This is a genomic window from Acetobacter sp. DsW_54 (genome assembly GCF_002153575.1).
Classification (GTDB): Bacteria; Pseudomonadota; Alphaproteobacteria; order Acetobacterales; family Acetobacteraceae; genus Acetobacter; species Acetobacter fabarum.
On the sequence record NZ_JOPD01000018.1, the window covers coordinates 17,151 to 33,638 of the forward strand.

Here is a 16,488-nt window from a genome sequence, read left to right on the forward strand (position 1 = left end):
ATCACAACGCCGATAAACGGAGAGCCCGCGACGGCTGCCAATGGCGGGACCATTGGCATTGCCGCCGCCAGTCCCAGCCATGTTGTTGCGTGGCATGACGCCGGTATCGCCCATGGCGGAACCAGCATAGAAAGCCCGCCCATTGAGCGCCCAAACGGAGCATTCGTTGCTTACCTTCGCGATCGAGATGGAAATAAGCTTACGGCTCGTACCCAGACCACCACCTAGTTCACTGACTTTGAGGTGCTAAGAGACGTATGATCCGTATAGTTGATGAAGGTCGGCCAATTACTCAGCCTCTCGTGCCAAGCATTATCATGGAGCTCCCTGATACGCTTCTTCGGGGCGAACCGGCGTTAATGTCGTCACTTCGATGAAATAACCACCTTTCGCTTTAAAATAGAAGGACCACGCGCCATGTGCGTTGCGTGGAGCCTGCACCTCCCAGCCATCGGCGCTTAGGCGCTCATAGAGAGCATCGACGTCCTCGCGAGACTTCTGGATGAAACCAATGTGCAGGATGTCGAATTGCCTGGGGTAATTAAAGCCTTCGAGCTTGTTATCGAAATGATTGACGATCAGAACCAGCCCATCATTGTCCTGCATGATGGCCATTTTGATCCCACGGACAACGAGAGTGCGCAGGCCGAAATACTGTTCGAACATTACGCGATCAGCCTCGGTATCGTGGCTGTAGAGATTGATATGGTTCAGCTTCATGACTGTGTCTTTCCGTTGGTGAGACGGACACGAGCCGGTCGCAAGATGGACAACGACGACCGACCACGGGCGAGGCCTATCCTCGTCGTGTCCGGCCATGGCCAAGAGCGGGTTTATTCGCTCAAGCGTGACTGTCTCTGAAGAGACCACAGGTTGTCACCATACCTGCATCGCTGTCTTTTTAGGCTAAAACGACTTTGCTGACACCAGCAGCAGTGGTCAAGCACCATCTTCAGTTATGTCCGCTTACGAGACGCCCATTGGAAAACAGAAATGACCGACATGAGGGCGGAAGCAAAAGCACTGCCGAGTAGCATGACAGCATGGAAAAAAGCGGCTCCCGGAAACCGGAAGCCGCCATTTTCATTCAGGGAAATGCTATTCCGCAGCGACCGCGGCAGGCCCGTCTGCTGAGTAATCAGGGACTTCATCAGTTTTCATCTGCGCAGACAGTCCTTTCGTCCTCAGAGCCTCGGGCAACCAGCCGGTGCCCTCAATCAGCCTTTCGGCCGCCTGCGCCATGTCGTTCTTTTTCAGATGTGCGATACGCCCGGCTGCCTCAGTTCCCCGCGCCTCGCGTACGGCTTCGAGAATACGGGCCTTCGTGACACGGCCCAGATAGTTCTCCACCGTTGGCTGCCAGCCCGCTTCGACCAGATCAAGCGCGAGCGCGGTGGCGAGACGGTCGGCTCGCGCCAGCCGTTCCCTGACGCTGCGTGCCAAAGACGGGCCATGGGACGATTCATGCAGCGCGTTGATCCCGAAAGACAGGCAATGCGCCAGCAGGGCCAGCGTGCGCCAGGCCGTCAGTTCGGTCAGCAGACGGTCGGAAAGCGGCTTGAGTCCGTCTTCTTCGGGCTCCGTATCGAACGTATCTTCCGTCCCAATTTCTTCGACATCGTCACCCGTGCAGTGATGAGCGGGCGCGTCATCATATCCTTCGGACTCGTCGTGACCGTCGTCGGGCTCCGCCGGCAGATCCTCGGGCAGTACGAAGCCCCGCTCGACCAGCAACGTGCCGTCGGTATCCAGACTGACGAAGGCCCCTGCCCGCACCATATCCGCTGGATCGAAGGACACAGGGCGTTCTTCCAGCGCCTCAATGGCCTGCTCGATTTCGCCCAGACGGATATCAACGTCTTCGGGGAATTCATCGGCCTGCGCGTATTCCGCCTCGATCGTTTCCTGCTCGCTGTGCAGCGCGGTCAGGCGGGCGGCTTCTTCTTCCGAAAGCGCAACAGGCGTCCCGTCAATCTCCGCGAAGTCCCGTGTATGCCCCCAGGGGAAGGACAGCGCGGTTTCGACCCATTTCCAGCCTTCGGCGCGGACTTGTTCGGCAGCTTCCTGCAATTTTTCCATCACCAACTGGTCGAGCAGGGTCGGATCCTGCAGCCAGCCGCCATCGTCTGCCTCGAACAGGTCACGCATGACGGGACCTCCAGCGGCAACATAAGCATCCAGTCCGACGAAGCGGACACGGCGATCCGAGGCTCGCACGGTTTTTTCCGTCAGCATGCGGCGGATCAGATAGGGCTCGCGATTGTGGCTCTGGGAAACGATCTCCCAGACCTGCTCCTGACGGGTGTGATCATCGCTAATCGAGAAGGCCATGAGCTGGTCGAGCTTCATGCCATCCTGCTCGTAGATCTCGAGCAGTTTGTCCGACACAGTCATGAGGCGCAGGCGCTGTTTGACCACGGCCGGCACAACGAAGAACGCGGCCGCGATTTCTTCCTCGGACATGGGCTGCTGGAAAATGGTCCGAACGAACTGACGCGGATCGTTCAGCTCAACGTTGTCGCTCCAATGCGGCTCGCTGCAGTGGCCGCTAGGACCTTTTCCAAGCGTGGTAGCGGATCGATCATCAGCATAGCGTCAGTTTTGGCGCTGGTTCCGGAGATCATGGACGGCGTATATAGCGGCACCAAGGCCTTTGTCCTCAATCTCAGCCAGTCGCTCGCAGTCCAGCTCAAAGACAGTGGTGTCTTTGTCCAGGCGATCTTGCCCGGCGCTACGCGCACCGAAATCTGGGAGAGGGCCGGCAATGATCTTGGTGCCTTGCCCGCTGAAATGGTCATGGACGTCAACGATGTCGTCGACGCTGCGATGATTGGCTTCGATCGGCGCGAGACGATCACGATCCCCTCGCTCCCCGACGATACGCAATTTGCTGCGATGACAGAGGCACGTCTGGCCATGGCGCCGGACCTGTCGCGGAGTGTTCTGGCACCTCGCTATCAGACAGCGTAGGGTCAGGTGCGATCAGTCGATGGGTTCTCGTTAGAACCCATCGATCCTCCGTTCAATTCGTCGCCATGGTTGCCTACAGGCTCAACGGACCTCGAAAAGCTCGCTCGAAGCGGCGGTGTCGGCCAATGGCGAGCCCGTCGCTTTTAAGAAATCCGCCAGATAAGCCCGCCGACCGGGCATCGTGATCGGATCAGGGATTTGGTGTGTGGGGTCAAGCAAAGTCGGTGTAGCGTCCGCTGATGGCTACTTATCAAACCCGTTCCCCAAAAGCGGACTGTCGCCTTCCCCCCCCCCAATTCTCCTGTCTGTTCGAGAAAATCAGAACAGAGCGGCGGTAGTCGCCTACATAGCGGGCATAAAAAGCACGATCGCTCACGGCCAAGTTGTGGCCGGTAGCGGAATATCGCCTTCGGCGCAGTGAAGAGGTAATAGCTGCTTACCATCTTCGTTCTTTGATGAAACTGATAAAGGCTCGAAGCGTCGCAGGAACATGGTCGCGCCCGTGATAGTAGAGCGAAGGCCCCTTGAAGCTCTGCCACCATGGTAAGAGGATCGGCTCAAGAGCACCGCTGTCGATTTCGCGCCGCACCCAATCCTCATAGAGGTGGACAATTCCGCCTCCCTCGACTGCTATTGCAATGGCCAGGTCAATCGCATTCGCGTCAACCGTTACCGGCCCGGTCACGTCAACTTTGACGACCTCACCCGCCCGCTCGAACTCCCAAGGCAACGCTGCACCGCCCCGCACGCTTGCTGGCAGACACTGATGGTCAAGCAAGTCATGCGGATGCTCGGGCCGACCATGACTGGCAAGATAGTCAGGAGAGGCTGCCGTTGCAAACCTTTGCCACTCAGGTCCAATCGGTACAGCGACCATGTTCTTGGTCAGGCGATCATCGTAGCGGATGCCCGCGTCGGAACCTACGGCGAGAATATCCACGAGGTCATGCTCCGCAACGACTTCAACCCGCACTTCTGGGTAAGCCTTCGAGAATGCGGGCAAGATACGAGGGAGGATGAGACGTGCGACCCCCAAAGGGACGTTGAGACGTATCGTTCCGCTGGGAGAAATGCGAAAATCATTGGCACTTTCGAGCGCCGCTTCCATCTCAACCATCACCAGTTGCAGGCGCTCCAGGAGTTGGGCACCGGCTTCCGTTGTGACCACACTCCGTGTCGTCCGGTTGAGCAAGCGGACCTCGAGTTGATCCTCGAGCCGCTTTACGGCCCCACTGAGACTTGACGCGCTCATGCCCGTTATCTTGGCTGCTTCCCGAAAACCTCCGGCAGTAGCCACGGCAACGAAAGCACGCGTCCCGGCAAAATCAATGCGCATTGTTCAATAATCCGTACATCATGTCGGATAATAACCATCTTATATGGCACAATGAATGCCCTTATGTCTCCTGTCGAAGGGGATCAATCATGAACAATCAAACCCGTATCGCGATCATCACTGGCGCAAGCCGTGGCATAGGGCGCGATACCGCTCTACGACTGGCTCAACGCGGAATATCCTCGATCATCACCTACAACACGGGTCGCGGCGAAGCGGACGAAGTGGTCCAGGCGATCCGGCAGGCCGGCGCACAAGCGGTGGCCCTTCAGCTTGACGTGGGCCAGGCGGCCAGCTTTGAGCACTTCACGGTGAATGTGCGTAAGGCTTTGGAAATTTTGGGCGCGGTGCGCTTCGATTATTTGGTTAACAACGCTGGCATTTCCTCTACCGCGACGCTGGCTGATGGAACGGAGGTCGAGTTAGACACGCAATTCGCGGTACATTTCAAAGGCCCGTATTTGCTAACCCAGGCGTTGCTGCCACTGATGAACGACGGCGGACGGATCGTGAATATCTCATCGGGCCTCGCGCGCTTCGCGTTCCCGGGTCGGACGATTTACGGCCCGATGAAAGCGGCTGTCGAAGCACTAACACGCTACATGGCGCTTGAACTGGGACCGCGCGGCATCTCTGCAAATGTCGTTGCCCCCGGGGCTATTGCAACGGATTTCAGCGGCGGCATCGTGCGCGACAATCCTGAAGTCAACAAGGCGCTGGCATCACATACCGCGCTTGGGCGCGTAGGTGGACCTGAAGATGTCGGACCGGTAATCGCGAGTTTACTGTCCGACGAGCTTGGATGGGTCAACGCTCAACGCATCGAGGTCGCAGGTGGCATCCACATCTGATCAGTTCGGGAAGAGATGCCGTAAGTGAGCATACGCCGCTTCGCGTATGAATGGCGGGATGCGTCCGGGCAGTGGTTCAGGTCGCACGGGAACGAGAACTGGGAGTTCGATGAAAACGGGCTGATGCGTTACCGCGCTACGTCTATCAATGACCAGTCCATTTCAGCTGCTAGCCGCCTGTTCCACTGGCCTGAAAAGCGGCGTCCGGACAGCCATCCCGCCCTTTCGGCACTGGGACTGTAACTGCCCGGAAGTGCTTCCTTACGGCGTTGAGCGGAACGCCTTGCGCCCTTCGGCATCCAAAGCCGCGAAGTCCTCATCTGACAGCGAGATGTCTGCGGCAGCGACGTTCTGTTCCAGATGGGCGACTTTGGACGTGCCCGGAATTGGCAGCATCACCGGGCTGCGTTTCAAAACCCAGGCAAGAGCGATCTGGCTCGGCTCCGCGCCGTATTTCTTCGCCATGGTGTCCAAAATAGACCCTGACGGCCAGATAGGGATTGCCGACAGCATCCGGACACACCTCGCCAACAGCGGGCAGATCCAGCGACATCACGAAATAGCTAGCCGGATCGTATCGCATTGTCCGTTCGCCGATCGTCATCGCCTTGCTGCCGGTCAGGATGATGTTGATCATCGGATCATAGACCGCTGCCAATTCGTGCTCTGGTATCGCTCCCTGCACCATCGCCACGCGCGGGATACCGGTCTCGGTACGCCTATTCCGGGCGATTGAAGCAAGGTGACGCAGTTCTACAAGCTGGTTTTCCATGTGCCTCTTGTGCGCCTCTCGTGTGGTCGCGGCAAACGCAAAGCAGGAATAGGCAAAATCGAGAGAGGATCAGGCGCTGCCGCGAACTGGCTCAACAGCTATCTCCAAATCACTCGAAAAGTAGCGGAGAACACCCTATGAAAATCACGATCATCACCGGCGGTAGCCGCGTCATCCACACCTGTAACCGCAATCCGGAGCAGGCGGTCAAGGTAGTGCAAACGATCAAAGTCGCCGGCGGTTACGTCGTCTGAACAGGAGATCAGAAATGCTCGACCACGTCTTCCTATCTGTTGCCGACCTCGACCGCTCCATCGCCTTCTACACGCGGGCACTCGCGCCGCTCGGCATCACTGATCGTGTCGATTACGATGGCATCGGCGTCGAACACCGACAGATAGACTACACGATCAACACCTGCCTCATGGGCGAGGTTCAGGGAGATAAGGGCTTGGGTGAACTCATCTCCAGTCACCGCATTGAGAAGAAACATCGCGTCAACGCCGGCCAAGGCGGCGCGCAGCGCGTCAATGTCGAGCAGGTCGCCCTGCGCGACCTCCACGCCTGTCGCAAAATTCGCCTTGGCGGGATCGCGGGTCAGCACGCGCACGGTCGCGCCGCGCTGGAGAAGCTGGTCGACGACATGGCGGCCAACGCGGCCGGTCGCTCCGATCACAAGAATGGTCATTGGTGCATCTCCCTGATGTCGTTGTTGACGACCCGAAAGTAGTGATCCATTGATCAGGCAATAGTCGCTTAATTTGGACAGACCATCTCAAAGGTGGAACGCATGGATTTCCTCGCGCTCGCGGATTTCACGCTCGTCGCCCGGCATGGGGGCTCCGGACGCGCGTCGCGCGCCGCCAATCGCCCCAAGGCCACGCTGTCGCGACGTGTGTCGGATCTGGAAGCCGCGTTGGACCTTCGTTTGTTCGAACGGGGCGCGCGTGATCTCAAACTGACGGAGGAAGGTCGGGCCCTGTTCGAGCGCGCGGGCAGGCTGTTGACCGAGTTAGAGGAGACGGCCAATGCGATCGCCTCGGGCGGTGAAAAGCCACGAGGTCGGTTGCGGGTCAGCGTCCCGCTGCTCTTTGCGCAGACGGCGATGGGCAAGATCGCGGCCGGCTTTGTGAAGGACTACCCGGATGTGCGCCTGGAAGTCACAAGCGACGATCGAGAAATCGACATGGTCGAGGAAGGCTATGACATGGTGATCCGGGTTAACCCCCGAGCTGACGAGACTCTGGTCGGTCGACCCTTTCTTCGCGACCGTCTGGTAATCGTGGCGGCACCGGACGTCGCGATGCGGCCGCGCGATACGGCGGTCCCGGCCGTGATCCGGGGCGGGGCCGATCCTTCGAAGGAGTGGACAGTCATGTCGACGGACGGGCCTTCGGTCATGACGATAAACCCCATCCTGTCGCTGTCTTCGATGATCATGGTGCCCGACGCCGTCAGGCTGGGCGTCGGCGTCGGGTGCCTGCCGCTTTCGCTGGCAGGTCCGGACCTAGCCGCTGGCCGACTTCGAAACTGGGGAGATGCGGCGGGGCCAGAGACGCATCTGTGGGCACTTTACCCGACACGCCGGCTTCTGAGCGCACGGGTATCGGCGTTCCTGACCTATCTACAGAAGTCATTTCCCGAAGGCTCGCCGGAGGAGTTGGCGGCTTTTCTGTGACAGCAAACACCTAACAGCATGACACGCCGCAAGAGAGCACTGTATCAGATTCGCAAAAATTTGTCCTGCACATAGGCTTTATTTAGGAGGATCGAGAAGTCGTTGATGACGTCTATACCCGCCTGTTTTCTGACGGATGGGACGTTCTAGCCCCGTGCAATTTTCGTAGTGCCTGAGCGTTCTATTTAAAACAAAAGTAGCCAACCTCATTGCAGTCGCAACTGCTGACACCGATCAAACCAGAAGAGGTCCACCTAGGAAAGAGTCACCCTGCAGAAATCATGTTCTACCAGTCACTAGCCAAGTCTGCGCATGACGCGTTTACATGACGGTCGGGCCGGGCGACACTTCTTGAGCCGCCTCATTCGAGACAATAAAGAAAGCAATAATCCGGCATCGGTAAAGGCATCACAGACCGACGGCCACGATCCCGATCAGTACGACGACAGCCCCCGCGATCCGACGCGCGAGATGGTTCTCGTGAAAGAGCCAGCAGGCGAGAAGAGAGCCTATAACGATGGACGACTCACGCAGGGGCGCAACGAGCGCCACAGGCGCCGTTTGCATGGCGCTGAGTATGAGGATGTAGGCCAGAGGGGAAAGCACGGCGACAATAAGAATCGGCATGGCATTTGTGCGGACAGCAGTCGGGATTCGATGTCGCCGACGAAGTGCGCTTGGCGTTAGCAATATGCCCTGTAGCAGCAGCGTGCCGGTGTAATAACTTATTGGTGCGAGATGCAGCGAATTTACTGAATAACTGTCCCAGAGAGTGTAGCCAGCAATGGTCGCGCCGGTCGCAGCACCCCATAATGCACCCTGAAGCGGGTGGTGACTTGCGCGCCTGAACGGATTCCCTGTGACAACGAGGATTCCTGCGATGATCAGGGAAGCGCCAAGCATCGCGACTGCAGTAAGGTGTTCTCCCATCAGGAGAACCGCGAAGAGCATCGTCAGCAATGGCCCCGTACCGCGTGCTACCGGATAGACTACGCCTAGCTCTGCGCGGTCATATCCGACCTGCAAGATCAGGGAGTATGCGATATGGAGCACCGCCGAGACGGTCGCGCCCAAGGCGAGCCGCCAGTGGAGCACCTGTTGCCCCGTGATCACAAGCGCGACGCAGATTGGCACACACAACAGCGCCGAGGTGCCGGTATAGGTCCAGACGAACAGTAGGGTATCGCCCCGCTTATATTTCGAAGCCAGGTTCCACATCGCATGGGCGACCGCCGCGACAAGGATTATTGCAACGGTACTCGGCAGCATCAGGCAAGATCGGGCAGGTCGATGCCCGCTCGCTCCGCTCTTCTACTACGCTCCGGATCGCGTAAGGCAAGCGCTGCGGCCAGTGCGTCGATGACGACGAGCTGGGCCAGTCGGCTGCCGGCGGCGGCCATCTGTGCCGGCAGTGGTGCGCCACCAACGACCAGTGCAATGTCCGCAAGGGTGGCCAACGGTGTGCCGTACTGATTGGTGACCGCAATAAGCGATGCTCCTGCGGCAGCAGCTGCATCGGCGACACCGAGCGTCGTTGGCGTGCGACCCGTCGAACTGACAGCTATGACGACGTCGCCCGGGCCGAGCAGGCGCGTGGCAATCATCGCCGACAAATAATCCGGGATGCCGATGGTCGTCACGCCAAGTGCGCGCAGGCGGAACACCGCGTCGGCGGCAACCGTCGCTGACGGACCCGCGCCAAAGGCGATCACCTGGCGGGCACTCTGGATAGAGGCAACGGCCTTGTCGAGCGCAGTCGTGTCGACGGCGCCGCCGAGCGCCATCAGAGCGTCGGTGCCCGCACGAATGGATGTTTCGAGCACGGTGGCGGTCGTCGCATCCGCCGTGAGTGTTTCAGAAGGTGCGAAGAATTCGGCCGTGCCGCGGGCACGGGCGATCTCAATCTTGAGTTCCGTGAAGCCGCCGAACCCGATTGCACGCGCGGCGCGGATGACGCTTGGTGCTGAAACGCCAGCGCGGGCGGCTACCTGCGCAGTCGTGCTGGTGCCGACGAACAAGGGATCGGTTAGCAGGAGTGCGACCACCTTCTCCTCGCTGGCAGCGAGGTCGCCGGTGCGTGCCTGAATGCCGCCGAGCCATTGGCCCAGCCGCCCCGCAGAATCCGAAATTTTATTACATAAATCAATCATGATGTGTAATACATTACAAAACACGCATCGAGCGCACAAGCTCCATGTGCGCCAATGCATTGCATATGAGCCGAAGGTGTCGCCAGGGAGGTCGTTTTCATGAATACGGACAGGAATACCGCTGTGGCTGTCATAGGTCCCGGGGCAATCGGCACCGTGATCGCGGCGGCGCTATATGAAGCTGGCCACACTCCGGTGTTATGTGGCCGCACTCCGCGAGAGCATCTGATACTTCAGGACAACGATTGCCTCATCACCGTCCCCGGACCGGTAAGGACTGACCCCAGACAAATCGCTTGGGGTGCTGACCTTGTCTTCCTCGCGGTCAAGGACACGCAAACCGAGGCGGCGGCAGAATGGCTGTCAGTATTGTGTCGCCCAGGGACCGTCGTGTGTGTGCTGCAAAACGGGGTGGAACAGGTGGAGCGCGTTGGGCCACACTGTCCGCATACGCAGGTCATACCTGCTGTCGTGTGGTTTCCTGTTCAGGCGCAGGCCGATGGCTCGGTGCGCTTGCGTGGGGATGTGCGTCTTACCCTGCCAGACATGTCGGCGTCACACATCGTTGTCGAGGCGTTGCGTGGCACCCGCTGTTCCGTAGACTTGGCCGGGGATTTCCTCTCTCAGTCCTGGCGCAAGCTGCTGCAGAACGCGGCGGCCGGCCTCATGGCGCTTACGCATCGGCGCTCAGGCATGTTCAGCCGGTCGGACATCGCCAGACTTACGCTCGCTTATCTACGGGAATGTCTGGCCGTGGCTCACGCCGAGGGCGCTGAACTTGGTGACGAGGTGCCTCAAGCGATCCTCGACAAGTTTCAGGCATCTCCTTCTGACATGGGCACGTCCATTCTTACGGACCGTGAAGCGGGTCGACCCCTTGAATGGGATATCCGCAACGGTGTCGTCTTGCGTCGAGGTCGTGCCCACGGGATCCCGACGCCGATCAGCGATGTGATTGTGCCACTTCTCGCGGTCGCAAGCGATGGCCCAGGCTAATTCATGGATGAAACGATCGAAAGATTATTGATTAAAATTTTTGCGATCTGATTTCGATGGCAAAGAAAGGCGTTGAATGGCTTCCCAGCATTTGATCCGAGATTGGATCTTTCAGTCTCCATGCTAATCTGCGTATACGAACTGCTCACCAGCACCGATCTCCAGCCATACTATCCCACGCTCGCAGCGTGGGATAGTATGAATGTTCTGCCCTGGATCACCGTCCGCAATTGGTGGACGGCGTCCCATCCTTTCAGGATGGCGGCGGATGAAGAGGCTGCATCGCACCTTCTTCACACCAGCCGACTTTAACTCCAGATGAAACGGCCGCCATTCGACCTCTGGCAATTGCTGTGCGTGCGAGCAATCGCACAGCATGGCAGTATCCATGGCGCGGCGCGTTTCCTGAACACTCGCCAGTCAGCCGTCAGCCGGTCCTTACACAACCTGGAGGAGCGGCTGAATGTCAGGCTGTTCACCCGCTCCCCGGCGGGTGCCGCTCCGACTGTCTTCGGTGAGGAGTTCGTCCGCTGGACCCAGACGATTCTGGACAATGTGGCGGGTATGAACGCCCGCGCACGGCGAACGGGCAAGGGCGAGCACGGGCAGATCTCCGTCGGCATCCAGACCTGCGTCCTGCCTGGACGATTTTCCGCCTTCACGGCCGAGTTCCGCACCACACATCCCGATGTCGTCTTCCATTATTCCGAGGGCACAGGCAAAAGGCTTTTGCGTCGCCTCCAGCGCGGACAGATTGATTTCGCGATCGTCACGCGCCGCAATCTGACTCCAGCCCTGCGGGTCACACCACTGTGGAGCGACCGCATCGTAGCAGCACTCCCGGTCAGTCATCCACTGGCAAACCAGCGCGTAATCTCATGGCCTGATCTACGGCATGATATATTCCTAATCGGACGGGATAACGCGGGTCAGGACTTCGAGGAACTTGTCCGACGAAAACTTGGCGAACCAGATATGCACCCGAAAATCCGGCGCCATGATATCGGCAGCAACCGGATCATAGCACTCGTCCAGAACAACGAAGGCATCGCCCTGCTCCCGGCATCGTGGCTGCCGCTTGCCCATGATCAGCATGGGCACGGCGTCGCAATTACGGACATACGTGACGCGAACGGTTCGTCTCATCTGGAATTCGGGATCGTCTGGCGACCCGACAATGGGAATCCCTGCGCCCGGAGCTTCGCCCGGTATATCGAAGACCGTAGAGCATGAAACTATCTTCCCGACACTACCGCTTTTTCCTTTCTCCGTGCTCTGACGAACCCCTTGTCTGATATCATGAACTGCCTAAGCATGAGTGCGACCAGCCGTGCCGGGTCCGTTGCCCCATCACTACCGGAAAGAAGTGCTGCATAAGCCAGCAAATCACGATGAACGTCAGGTGGTAACGCCACGGTCATTTTCACCAGTTTCTCGTCGGGAAGCTCGCGGATCTTCAACTCTGTCATCGTGGACGTCCTCCATTCTGGTAAGGCCTGAGTAACAGGTCGTGTCCAACAAGAATCGTAAACGGCAGCCCCGGCCGATCGGTCAGGGTCGGCTGGACGTTGAGGCTGCGATCGATCAGCCGGTTGCCAACCATCGAGAAGCCGTTGCTGGCCCCGAAGCGGATAGCCTGGGCCAGATTGTTCTCGCTCTGGCTGGTTCCGGCCTCGGAACCAACGCTGAGAAGCGTGGTCACGATGGCGGCCTTGAAGAGTTGCCCCCAGTGATTGTTCACTTCATCGGACAGGCCGGACTGACCGATGGCGTCGCCACCCGGCAGCTTCTCCAGCACCAGGCTGTCACCATTCGGGAAGATCAGCCGGGTCCAGATGATCTGGCTGCGCTGCTGCCCGAAAGAAATGCCGCTGTTATAGGCTCCAAACAGCAGACTCCCCTGCGGGATCAGCAGGAATCGGCCGGTCGGGCTGTCATAGACGTTCTGGGTCACATGCCCGATAATCTGGCCCGGCAGGTCGGAGCTGATTTTGGTGTTCAGCGCCCCCGCGATAACAGTGCCCGCCTGGAGGATATAAGGCGACGCCGGGGGCATGATGCGATCCGGGCTGACGGTCATGCGGTCGGGCTGCCCCGCCAGAAAGGCGCGGTTGCCAGATTGTGGGTCGGTCGCAGGTAACGGGTTTGCCTGAGAGACGGAAGCAGTTGGCGCGGGTGAGGACTGGTCGGCACCACGGTCACGGTCCCCCGTCTGCACGAACAGACGGCTGGCGATCGCAGCCTCGATCTCCTGTTGCGCACGGCGGTCATCGCCGCCTGACACGGCCTTTCCCTGCTCCTGTACGTGCAGGATGGTATGCCCAAGATCACCGGGCAGCGCTGGTCTCAGCTTCGGCACGTCCTTGCCGACATAGTCGGACGGCAACCCTGCCAGACCATCGGCGGACGAATGCGCGTCCACGTCCTGCGCCTCCGTCGAAGGGGGAGCCTGGTGGCTGCTTTCCAGCGCATAGCCCAGGGCAAACGCCACCGCGATCATGGCGGCACCTCCCAACGACCAGACCACGGTGCGCGACAACCGGACCACACGCGGGCGTTCCGCCCGCAGCCGCAGATCGGGTGGCGGGGATACTGCTGGTGTAGCAGGATTACCCTCGCCTGCCGGGGTTTCCCCACTCATGACTTCCTGCCATCCGTCCGCACTATGCGCACCCGCTGCTCGGAGTATTTGTCTCCCAGCCGTAATTCAGCAGCAGCAAACAGGCGGTCCACGATCATCCAGTTCTGCCGAACCCGGTAATTGACCAGTTCCGGTCCGCCATCGGCCCCTAGCACGAACAGGGGTGGCAGTGCTCCCTGCCCTATTCCCGATGGGAAGGCGATATAGACCTTGTGCCCGTCATCGAACGTCCGGCTGGGTAGCCAGGCCGGTGTGCCGCCCTTCACCGGCTGGATGGCGTAGCGAAAATTCAGGGCGTCGAGAGTGAGGCCCGCATCCACCGGCGCTTCGTCCTCTGCCGCACTGCCCTGCCGGCGCAGGGCGATCAGATCGTCTTCGGGATAGTTCCAGGAGACCGATGCCATATAAGTGGCTGGCGTTGACCTCAATTCGGCAAGATAGGTCCGCCGGTCCGTGTTGACGATCAGGTTGGTCGTGAGATCCGGCTTGGTCGGCTTGATCAGAATATGGATGCGCTTCGTCGTCCCTGCCCCGCTTTCGGTATCGCCAATGATCCAGCGCACAGTGTCACCTGCGGCGACCGGGCCGGTGCCGACCAGCTTTTCGCCCTGCTGGAGCATGATGTCGGTAATCTCGCCGGGCGAGGTATAGACCTGATAAAGCGCCCCCGGACTGTAGGGATAGACCTGCACGGCATTGATGAACCCGGCCCGCGTGGGCTGGATGCGCGCTGCCAGATTGGCCTCCGTGACGCGCACGGTCGGATCAGGAACCTCAGGAGGAGGACGAACAGCCCGTCGCACCGGAAGAGCTTTAAGCTGCCCCGGCAGGGGAAGCAGTTTCGGGACTTCCACCACCTGCACCGGTTTCGGCGGATCGGGCAGACGCGTCGCCTGCACGGCGTCATCGTAACGGATGACCGGCGGGTGATACTGCTGCGCGCATCCGGCCAGAGGCAGGACCAGCAGCGGCAGGACACGAAGCGCATGACGGATCATTGGCCCAGCTCCTTCGACCAGTTGATGCCAGAGACGTAGATACCCAGAGGATTTTTCCGCAGATGATCGGCGTCGCGAGGCGTCCGCAGCACGACCGACACGATGGCGGTCCAGTGTTCGGTGCCGGTGAAAGCGCCATCGCGGTAATGACGCTCGGTCCAGGCGACACGGAAACTGCCGGGCGAGGCGCGGATCACCGAGGCGATGTCCACCTCGACCTGCTCATGCCCAATGCGTGAGAAGGGATCGTTGAGACGGGCATAGTCGTTCAGCGCCACAGCGCCGGACGTGGTGGTGAAATCGTAGGCCCGCAGCCAGTTATGCCGGACCACCACGGCATCGGACGACAGGGAGCGGACATCGCCAATAAACTGCGCCAGATACCACGCGATCTGCGGGTCCGCAGGCGTATAACCCGCTGTTGCCGGAGTCACGACCTGCGCCTGCCCCAGCCGATCGACCTGCACCACCCACGGCGTGATGGTGCCACGGGCCGATTGCCAAACCACCCCCGCGCCCAGTCCGGCGGACAGGACTAATGAGCTGAAGGCCATCAGCCGCCAGTTGCGCGCCTGCACACGGGCGGAGCCGATGCGCTCGTCCCAGATCTGCGCCGCTTTCTGATAGGGTGTCACGGGCTCGGGCGTGGTCCCATAGCGTGTGGTGGAGCGACGGAACATCGCGTTTATTCCTTTTCCGAGAGATCGATGGACGCCGACCCGCCTCCGCCATCGGCGGAGCGGATGACATGAGCCGCCTCGGCGGCATGGGTGGCAGCATTGCGGCGCTTCATGCTCCGTGCCCAGCGCGGTGGCTCGCCGCCGGTTGTCGGACCGGAACCGCCATCGGGACCAGACGGACCAGAACCGGCAGGGCCGCTACCCGTGGGGTCACCACCACCACCAGATGAACTGCCGTCACCGCCATCGCCCGTTGGACTGTCGCCCCCCATCCCGCGCGCGGCCCATCGACCGCCGGCGGCGTAGCTTTCCTTGAGAGATGTGCCTGCACGCGAGGCCGCCCCTTTTGCCGCATTCGCGATATTCCCGCCGACAGCCCGGCCCATGCCTCCGATGCCGGCGGCCATGCTGCCCGCGCCGCCAGCGGCTCCGGCCGAATAGGCTGACGTGGCGGCCCCGGCGATCGCAGCCCCGCCACGTGCAGCAGCGGCGGTCGCGCCAACGGCTGCGGCACCGCCAGAAGCGACGGCTCCCACACCGGCGACCGCCGCAGCGCCCATCGCGCCCACCGCCATACCAGTGCCAACGGCGGCCCCTGCTCCAAGCTGGGGTGCGCCGGAGATAAGCCCATTGGCAATGCTGCCGCCAAAAATGGAGAGCCCAACAATCGCGAGCGAGGCCAGCACCACTGAGGTAGCCTGTCCGACCGTGGGAACAGCATCGCCGTAGGACGTCGTAAACTGCTTGAAGAGCACCGAAGCGATGGCGGAAATGACCGCCAGCACCATGATCTTCACGCCCGAGGACACGACATTTCCTAGCACCTTCTCGGCCAGAAAGGCGGTGCGATTGAACAGGGCGAAGGGGATCAGCACGAATCCTGCCAGCGTGGTCAGCTTGAATTCGATCAGGGCGACAAAAAGCTGCACGGCCAGAATAAAGAACGCCGCCAGCACGATCAGCCAGGACAGACAGAGCACGAAGATCTGGATGAAATTCGTAAAGAAGGCGACCGGGCCGAGAAGATTATGTACAGAGTCCAGAAGTGGCTGGGCCGCATCGAAGCCGGTTGACGCCAGACGACCGGGACGCAGGAAATCCGAAAGCGCCAGCGTTCCGCCCCCTGCCCTCAGACCAAGCTGAGCAAAACTGTCGAACATCACCTTCGACAGATGGTCAAAATCATTGATCAAAAAAGCAAAAAATCCGATATAAAGCGTCTTCTTCACCAAACGCTGGATGATGTCCTCATCCGCAGCCCAGGCCCAGAACAGCCCGGCCAGTGCGATATCCAGCACAGACAGCGTTCCGGCCAGCGAGATCACGTTGCCCTTCACCAGACCGAACCCGGTATCGATGGTGGTCGTGAAAGTGTTCAGGAAACTATCGATAACGCCAACGTCGCCCATTGCCATG

Annotated in this window: 15 protein-coding genes and 4 pseudogenes; 6 read left to right on the forward strand and 13 right to left on the reverse strand. The window is 60.0% G+C overall.

What is annotated here, in order from left to right:
* Positions 1 to 315: 315 nt before the first annotated feature.
* Both HK20_RS08805 and HK20_RS12835 read right to left on the reverse strand, forming a co-directional pair.
* Positions 316 to 720: a VOC family protein gene (locus tag HK20_RS08805; protein ID WP_086646732.1), complete on the reverse strand. Its 405-nt coding sequence runs from the start codon at positions 718 to 720 to the stop codon at positions 316 to 318.
* Positions 721 to 1,098: 378 nt separating this feature from the next.
* Positions 1,099 to 2,484, reverse strand: a pseudogene (locus tag HK20_RS12835) (hypothetical protein); the annotation flags it as partial.
* A 6-nt stretch (positions 2,485 to 2,490) separates the two neighbouring features.
* On the opposite strand from HK20_RS12835, the gene HK20_RS08815 reads away from it, so the two are divergent.
* A complete protein-coding gene (locus HK20_RS08815) occupies positions 2,491 to 2,970 on the forward strand; it encodes an SDR family NAD(P)-dependent oxidoreductase (RefSeq protein WP_369823050.1) in 480 nt (159 codons plus the stop codon).
* A 436-nt stretch (positions 2,971 to 3,406) separates the two neighbouring features.
* On the opposite strand, the gene HK20_RS08820 is transcribed toward HK20_RS08815, so the two are convergent.
* Positions 3,407 to 4,306, reverse strand: a complete 900-nt coding sequence (locus HK20_RS08820) for a LysR family transcriptional regulator (RefSeq protein ID WP_086646704.1) — start codon at positions 4,304 to 4,306, stop codon at positions 3,407 to 3,409.
* A gap of 89 nt (positions 4,307 to 4,395) precedes the next feature.
* On the opposite strand from HK20_RS08820, the gene HK20_RS08825 reads away from it, so the two are divergent.
* Positions 4,396 to 5,157: an SDR family NAD(P)-dependent oxidoreductase gene (locus HK20_RS08825; protein WP_086646705.1), complete on the forward strand. Its 762-nt coding sequence runs from the start codon at positions 4,396 to 4,398 to the stop codon at positions 5,155 to 5,157.
* A 36-nt stretch (positions 5,158 to 5,193) separates the two neighbouring features.
* Positions 5,194 to 5,400: pseudogene (locus HK20_RS08830) on the forward strand (DUF1348 family protein); the annotation flags it as partial.
* An 18-nt stretch (positions 5,401 to 5,418) separates the two neighbouring features.
* Here the strand turns inward: HK20_RS08830 and HK20_RS08835 are convergent.
* The 3 genes and pseudogenes from HK20_RS08835 to HK20_RS08845 all read right to left on the reverse strand — a co-directional run.
* Positions 5,419 to 5,643 (reverse strand): annotated as a pseudogene (locus HK20_RS08835) (aldo/keto reductase); the annotation flags it as partial.
* 49 nt (positions 5,644 to 5,692) lie between these two features.
* Positions 5,693 to 5,929 (reverse strand): annotated as a pseudogene (locus tag HK20_RS13360) (AraC family transcriptional regulator N-terminal domain-containing protein); the annotation flags it as partial.
* 286 nt (positions 5,930 to 6,215) lie between these two features.
* Entirely contained in the window at positions 6,216 to 6,617 is a 402-nt protein-coding gene (locus HK20_RS08845; protein ID WP_086646706.1) for an SDR family oxidoreductase, read from the reverse strand.
* 102 nt (positions 6,618 to 6,719) lie between these two features.
* On the opposite strand from HK20_RS08845, the gene HK20_RS08850 reads away from it, so the two are divergent.
* Entirely contained in the window at positions 6,720 to 7,607 is an 888-nt protein-coding gene (locus HK20_RS08850) for a LysR family transcriptional regulator (RefSeq protein ID WP_086646707.1), read from the forward strand.
* Positions 7,608 to 8,015: 408 nt separating this feature from the next.
* Here HK20_RS08850 and HK20_RS08855 read toward each other — a convergent pair whose 3' ends face one another.
* Together HK20_RS08855 and HK20_RS08860 are read right to left on the reverse strand one after the other, a co-directional pair.
* Positions 8,016 to 8,876: a DMT family transporter gene (locus HK20_RS08855; protein WP_086646708.1), complete on the reverse strand. Its 861-nt coding sequence runs from the start codon at positions 8,874 to 8,876 to the stop codon at positions 8,016 to 8,018.
* Positions 8,876 to 9,757, reverse strand: coding sequence for a MurR/RpiR family transcriptional regulator (locus HK20_RS08860; protein ID WP_086646709.1), 882 nt, complete (start codon positions 9,755 to 9,757; stop codon positions 8,876 to 8,878). Before HK20_RS08860 ends, HK20_RS08855 begins: the two co-directional genes overlap by 1 nt.
* A gap of 99 nt (positions 9,758 to 9,856) precedes the next feature.
* Between HK20_RS08860 and HK20_RS08865 the strand changes: the two genes are divergently transcribed.
* Both HK20_RS08865 and HK20_RS08875 read left to right on the forward strand, forming a co-directional pair.
* Positions 9,857 to 10,753: an oxidoreductase gene (locus HK20_RS08865; protein ID WP_086646710.1), complete on the forward strand. Its 897-nt coding sequence runs from the start codon at positions 9,857 to 9,859 to the stop codon at positions 10,751 to 10,753.
* Positions 10,754 to 11,071: 318 nt separating this feature from the next.
* Entirely contained in the window at positions 11,072 to 11,986 is a 915-nt protein-coding gene (locus HK20_RS08875) for a LysR family transcriptional regulator (protein ID WP_086646712.1), read from the forward strand.
* Between the two features lie 2 nt (positions 11,987 to 11,988).
* On the opposite strand, the gene HK20_RS08880 is transcribed toward HK20_RS08875, so the two are convergent.
* The 5 genes from HK20_RS08880 to trbL are packed head-to-tail and all read right to left on the reverse strand — an operon-like array spanning position 11,989 to position 16,487.
* Positions 11,989 to 12,222, reverse strand: a complete 234-nt coding sequence (locus tag HK20_RS08880; protein ID WP_086646713.1) for a DUF2274 domain-containing protein — start codon at positions 12,220 to 12,222, stop codon at positions 11,989 to 11,991.
* The gene (locus HK20_RS08885) at positions 12,219 to 13,394 is read right to left on the reverse strand and encodes a TrbI/VirB10 family protein (RefSeq protein ID WP_086646714.1); all 1,176 of its coding nucleotides are present in this window, start codon (positions 13,392 to 13,394) and stop codon (positions 12,219 to 12,221) included. Before HK20_RS08885 ends, HK20_RS08880 begins: the two co-directional genes overlap by 4 nt.
* A complete protein-coding gene (trbG, locus tag HK20_RS08890) occupies positions 13,391 to 14,392 on the reverse strand; it encodes a P-type conjugative transfer protein TrbG (protein WP_086646715.1) in 1,002 nt (333 codons plus the stop codon). Before trbG ends, HK20_RS08885 begins: the two co-directional genes overlap by 4 nt.
* A complete protein-coding gene (gene trbF, locus HK20_RS08895) occupies positions 14,389 to 15,072 on the reverse strand; it encodes a conjugal transfer protein TrbF (protein ID WP_086646716.1) in 684 nt (227 codons plus the stop codon). The genes trbG and trbF overlap by 4 nt, the downstream gene beginning before the upstream one ends.
* A gap of 5 nt (positions 15,073 to 15,077) precedes the next feature.
* Positions 15,078 to 16,487, reverse strand: a complete 1,410-nt coding sequence (trbL, locus tag HK20_RS08900; protein WP_086646717.1) for a P-type conjugative transfer protein TrbL — start codon at positions 16,485 to 16,487, stop codon at positions 15,078 to 15,080.
* Position 16,488: the final 1 nt, after the last annotated feature.

Coding starts and splice junctions, on each gene's coding strand:
- trbF (WP_086646716.1), bottom strand. CDS start 15,072: ATGTTCCGTCGCTCCACCACACGCTATGGGACCACGCCCGAGCCCGTG.
- trbG (WP_086646715.1), bottom strand. CDS start 14,392: ATGATCCGTCATGCGCTTCGTGTCCTGCCGCTGCTGGTCCTGCCTCTG.
- HK20_RS08855 (WP_086646708.1), bottom strand. CDS start 8,876: ATGCTGCCGAGTACCGTTGCAATAATCCTTGTCGCGGCGGTCGCCCAT.
- HK20_RS08865 (WP_086646710.1), top strand. CDS start 9,857: ATGAATACGGACAGGAATACCGCTGTGGCTGTCATAGGTCCCGGGGCA.
- HK20_RS08850 (WP_086646707.1), top strand. CDS start 6,720: ATGGATTTCCTCGCGCTCGCGGATTTCACGCTCGTCGCCCGGCATGGG.
- HK20_RS08885 (WP_086646714.1), bottom strand. CDS start 13,394: ATGAGTGGGGAAACCCCGGCAGGCGAGGGTAATCCTGCTACACCAGCA.
- HK20_RS08875 (WP_086646712.1), top strand. CDS start 11,072: ATGAAACGGCCGCCATTCGACCTCTGGCAATTGCTGTGCGTGCGAGCA.
- trbL (WP_086646717.1), bottom strand. CDS start 16,487: ATGGCAATGGGCGACGTTGGCGTTATCGATAGTTTCCTGAACACTTTC.
- HK20_RS08820 (WP_086646704.1), bottom strand. CDS start 4,306: ATGCGCATTGATTTTGCCGGGACGCGTGCTTTCGTTGCCGTGGCTACT.
- HK20_RS08845 (WP_086646706.1), bottom strand. CDS start 6,617: ATGACCATTCTTGTGATCGGAGCGACCGGCCGCGTTGGCCGCCATGTC.
- HK20_RS08805 (WP_086646732.1), bottom strand. CDS start 720: ATGAAGCTGAACCATATCAATCTCTACAGCCACGATACCGAGGCTGAT.
- HK20_RS08880 (WP_086646713.1), bottom strand. CDS start 12,222: ATGACAGAGTTGAAGATCCGCGAGCTTCCCGACGAGAAACTGGTGAAA.
- HK20_RS08860 (WP_086646709.1), bottom strand. CDS start 9,757: ATGATTGATTTATGTAATAAAATTTCGGATTCTGCGGGGCGGCTGGGC.
- HK20_RS08825 (WP_086646705.1), top strand. CDS start 4,396: ATGAACAATCAAACCCGTATCGCGATCATCACTGGCGCAAGCCGTGGC.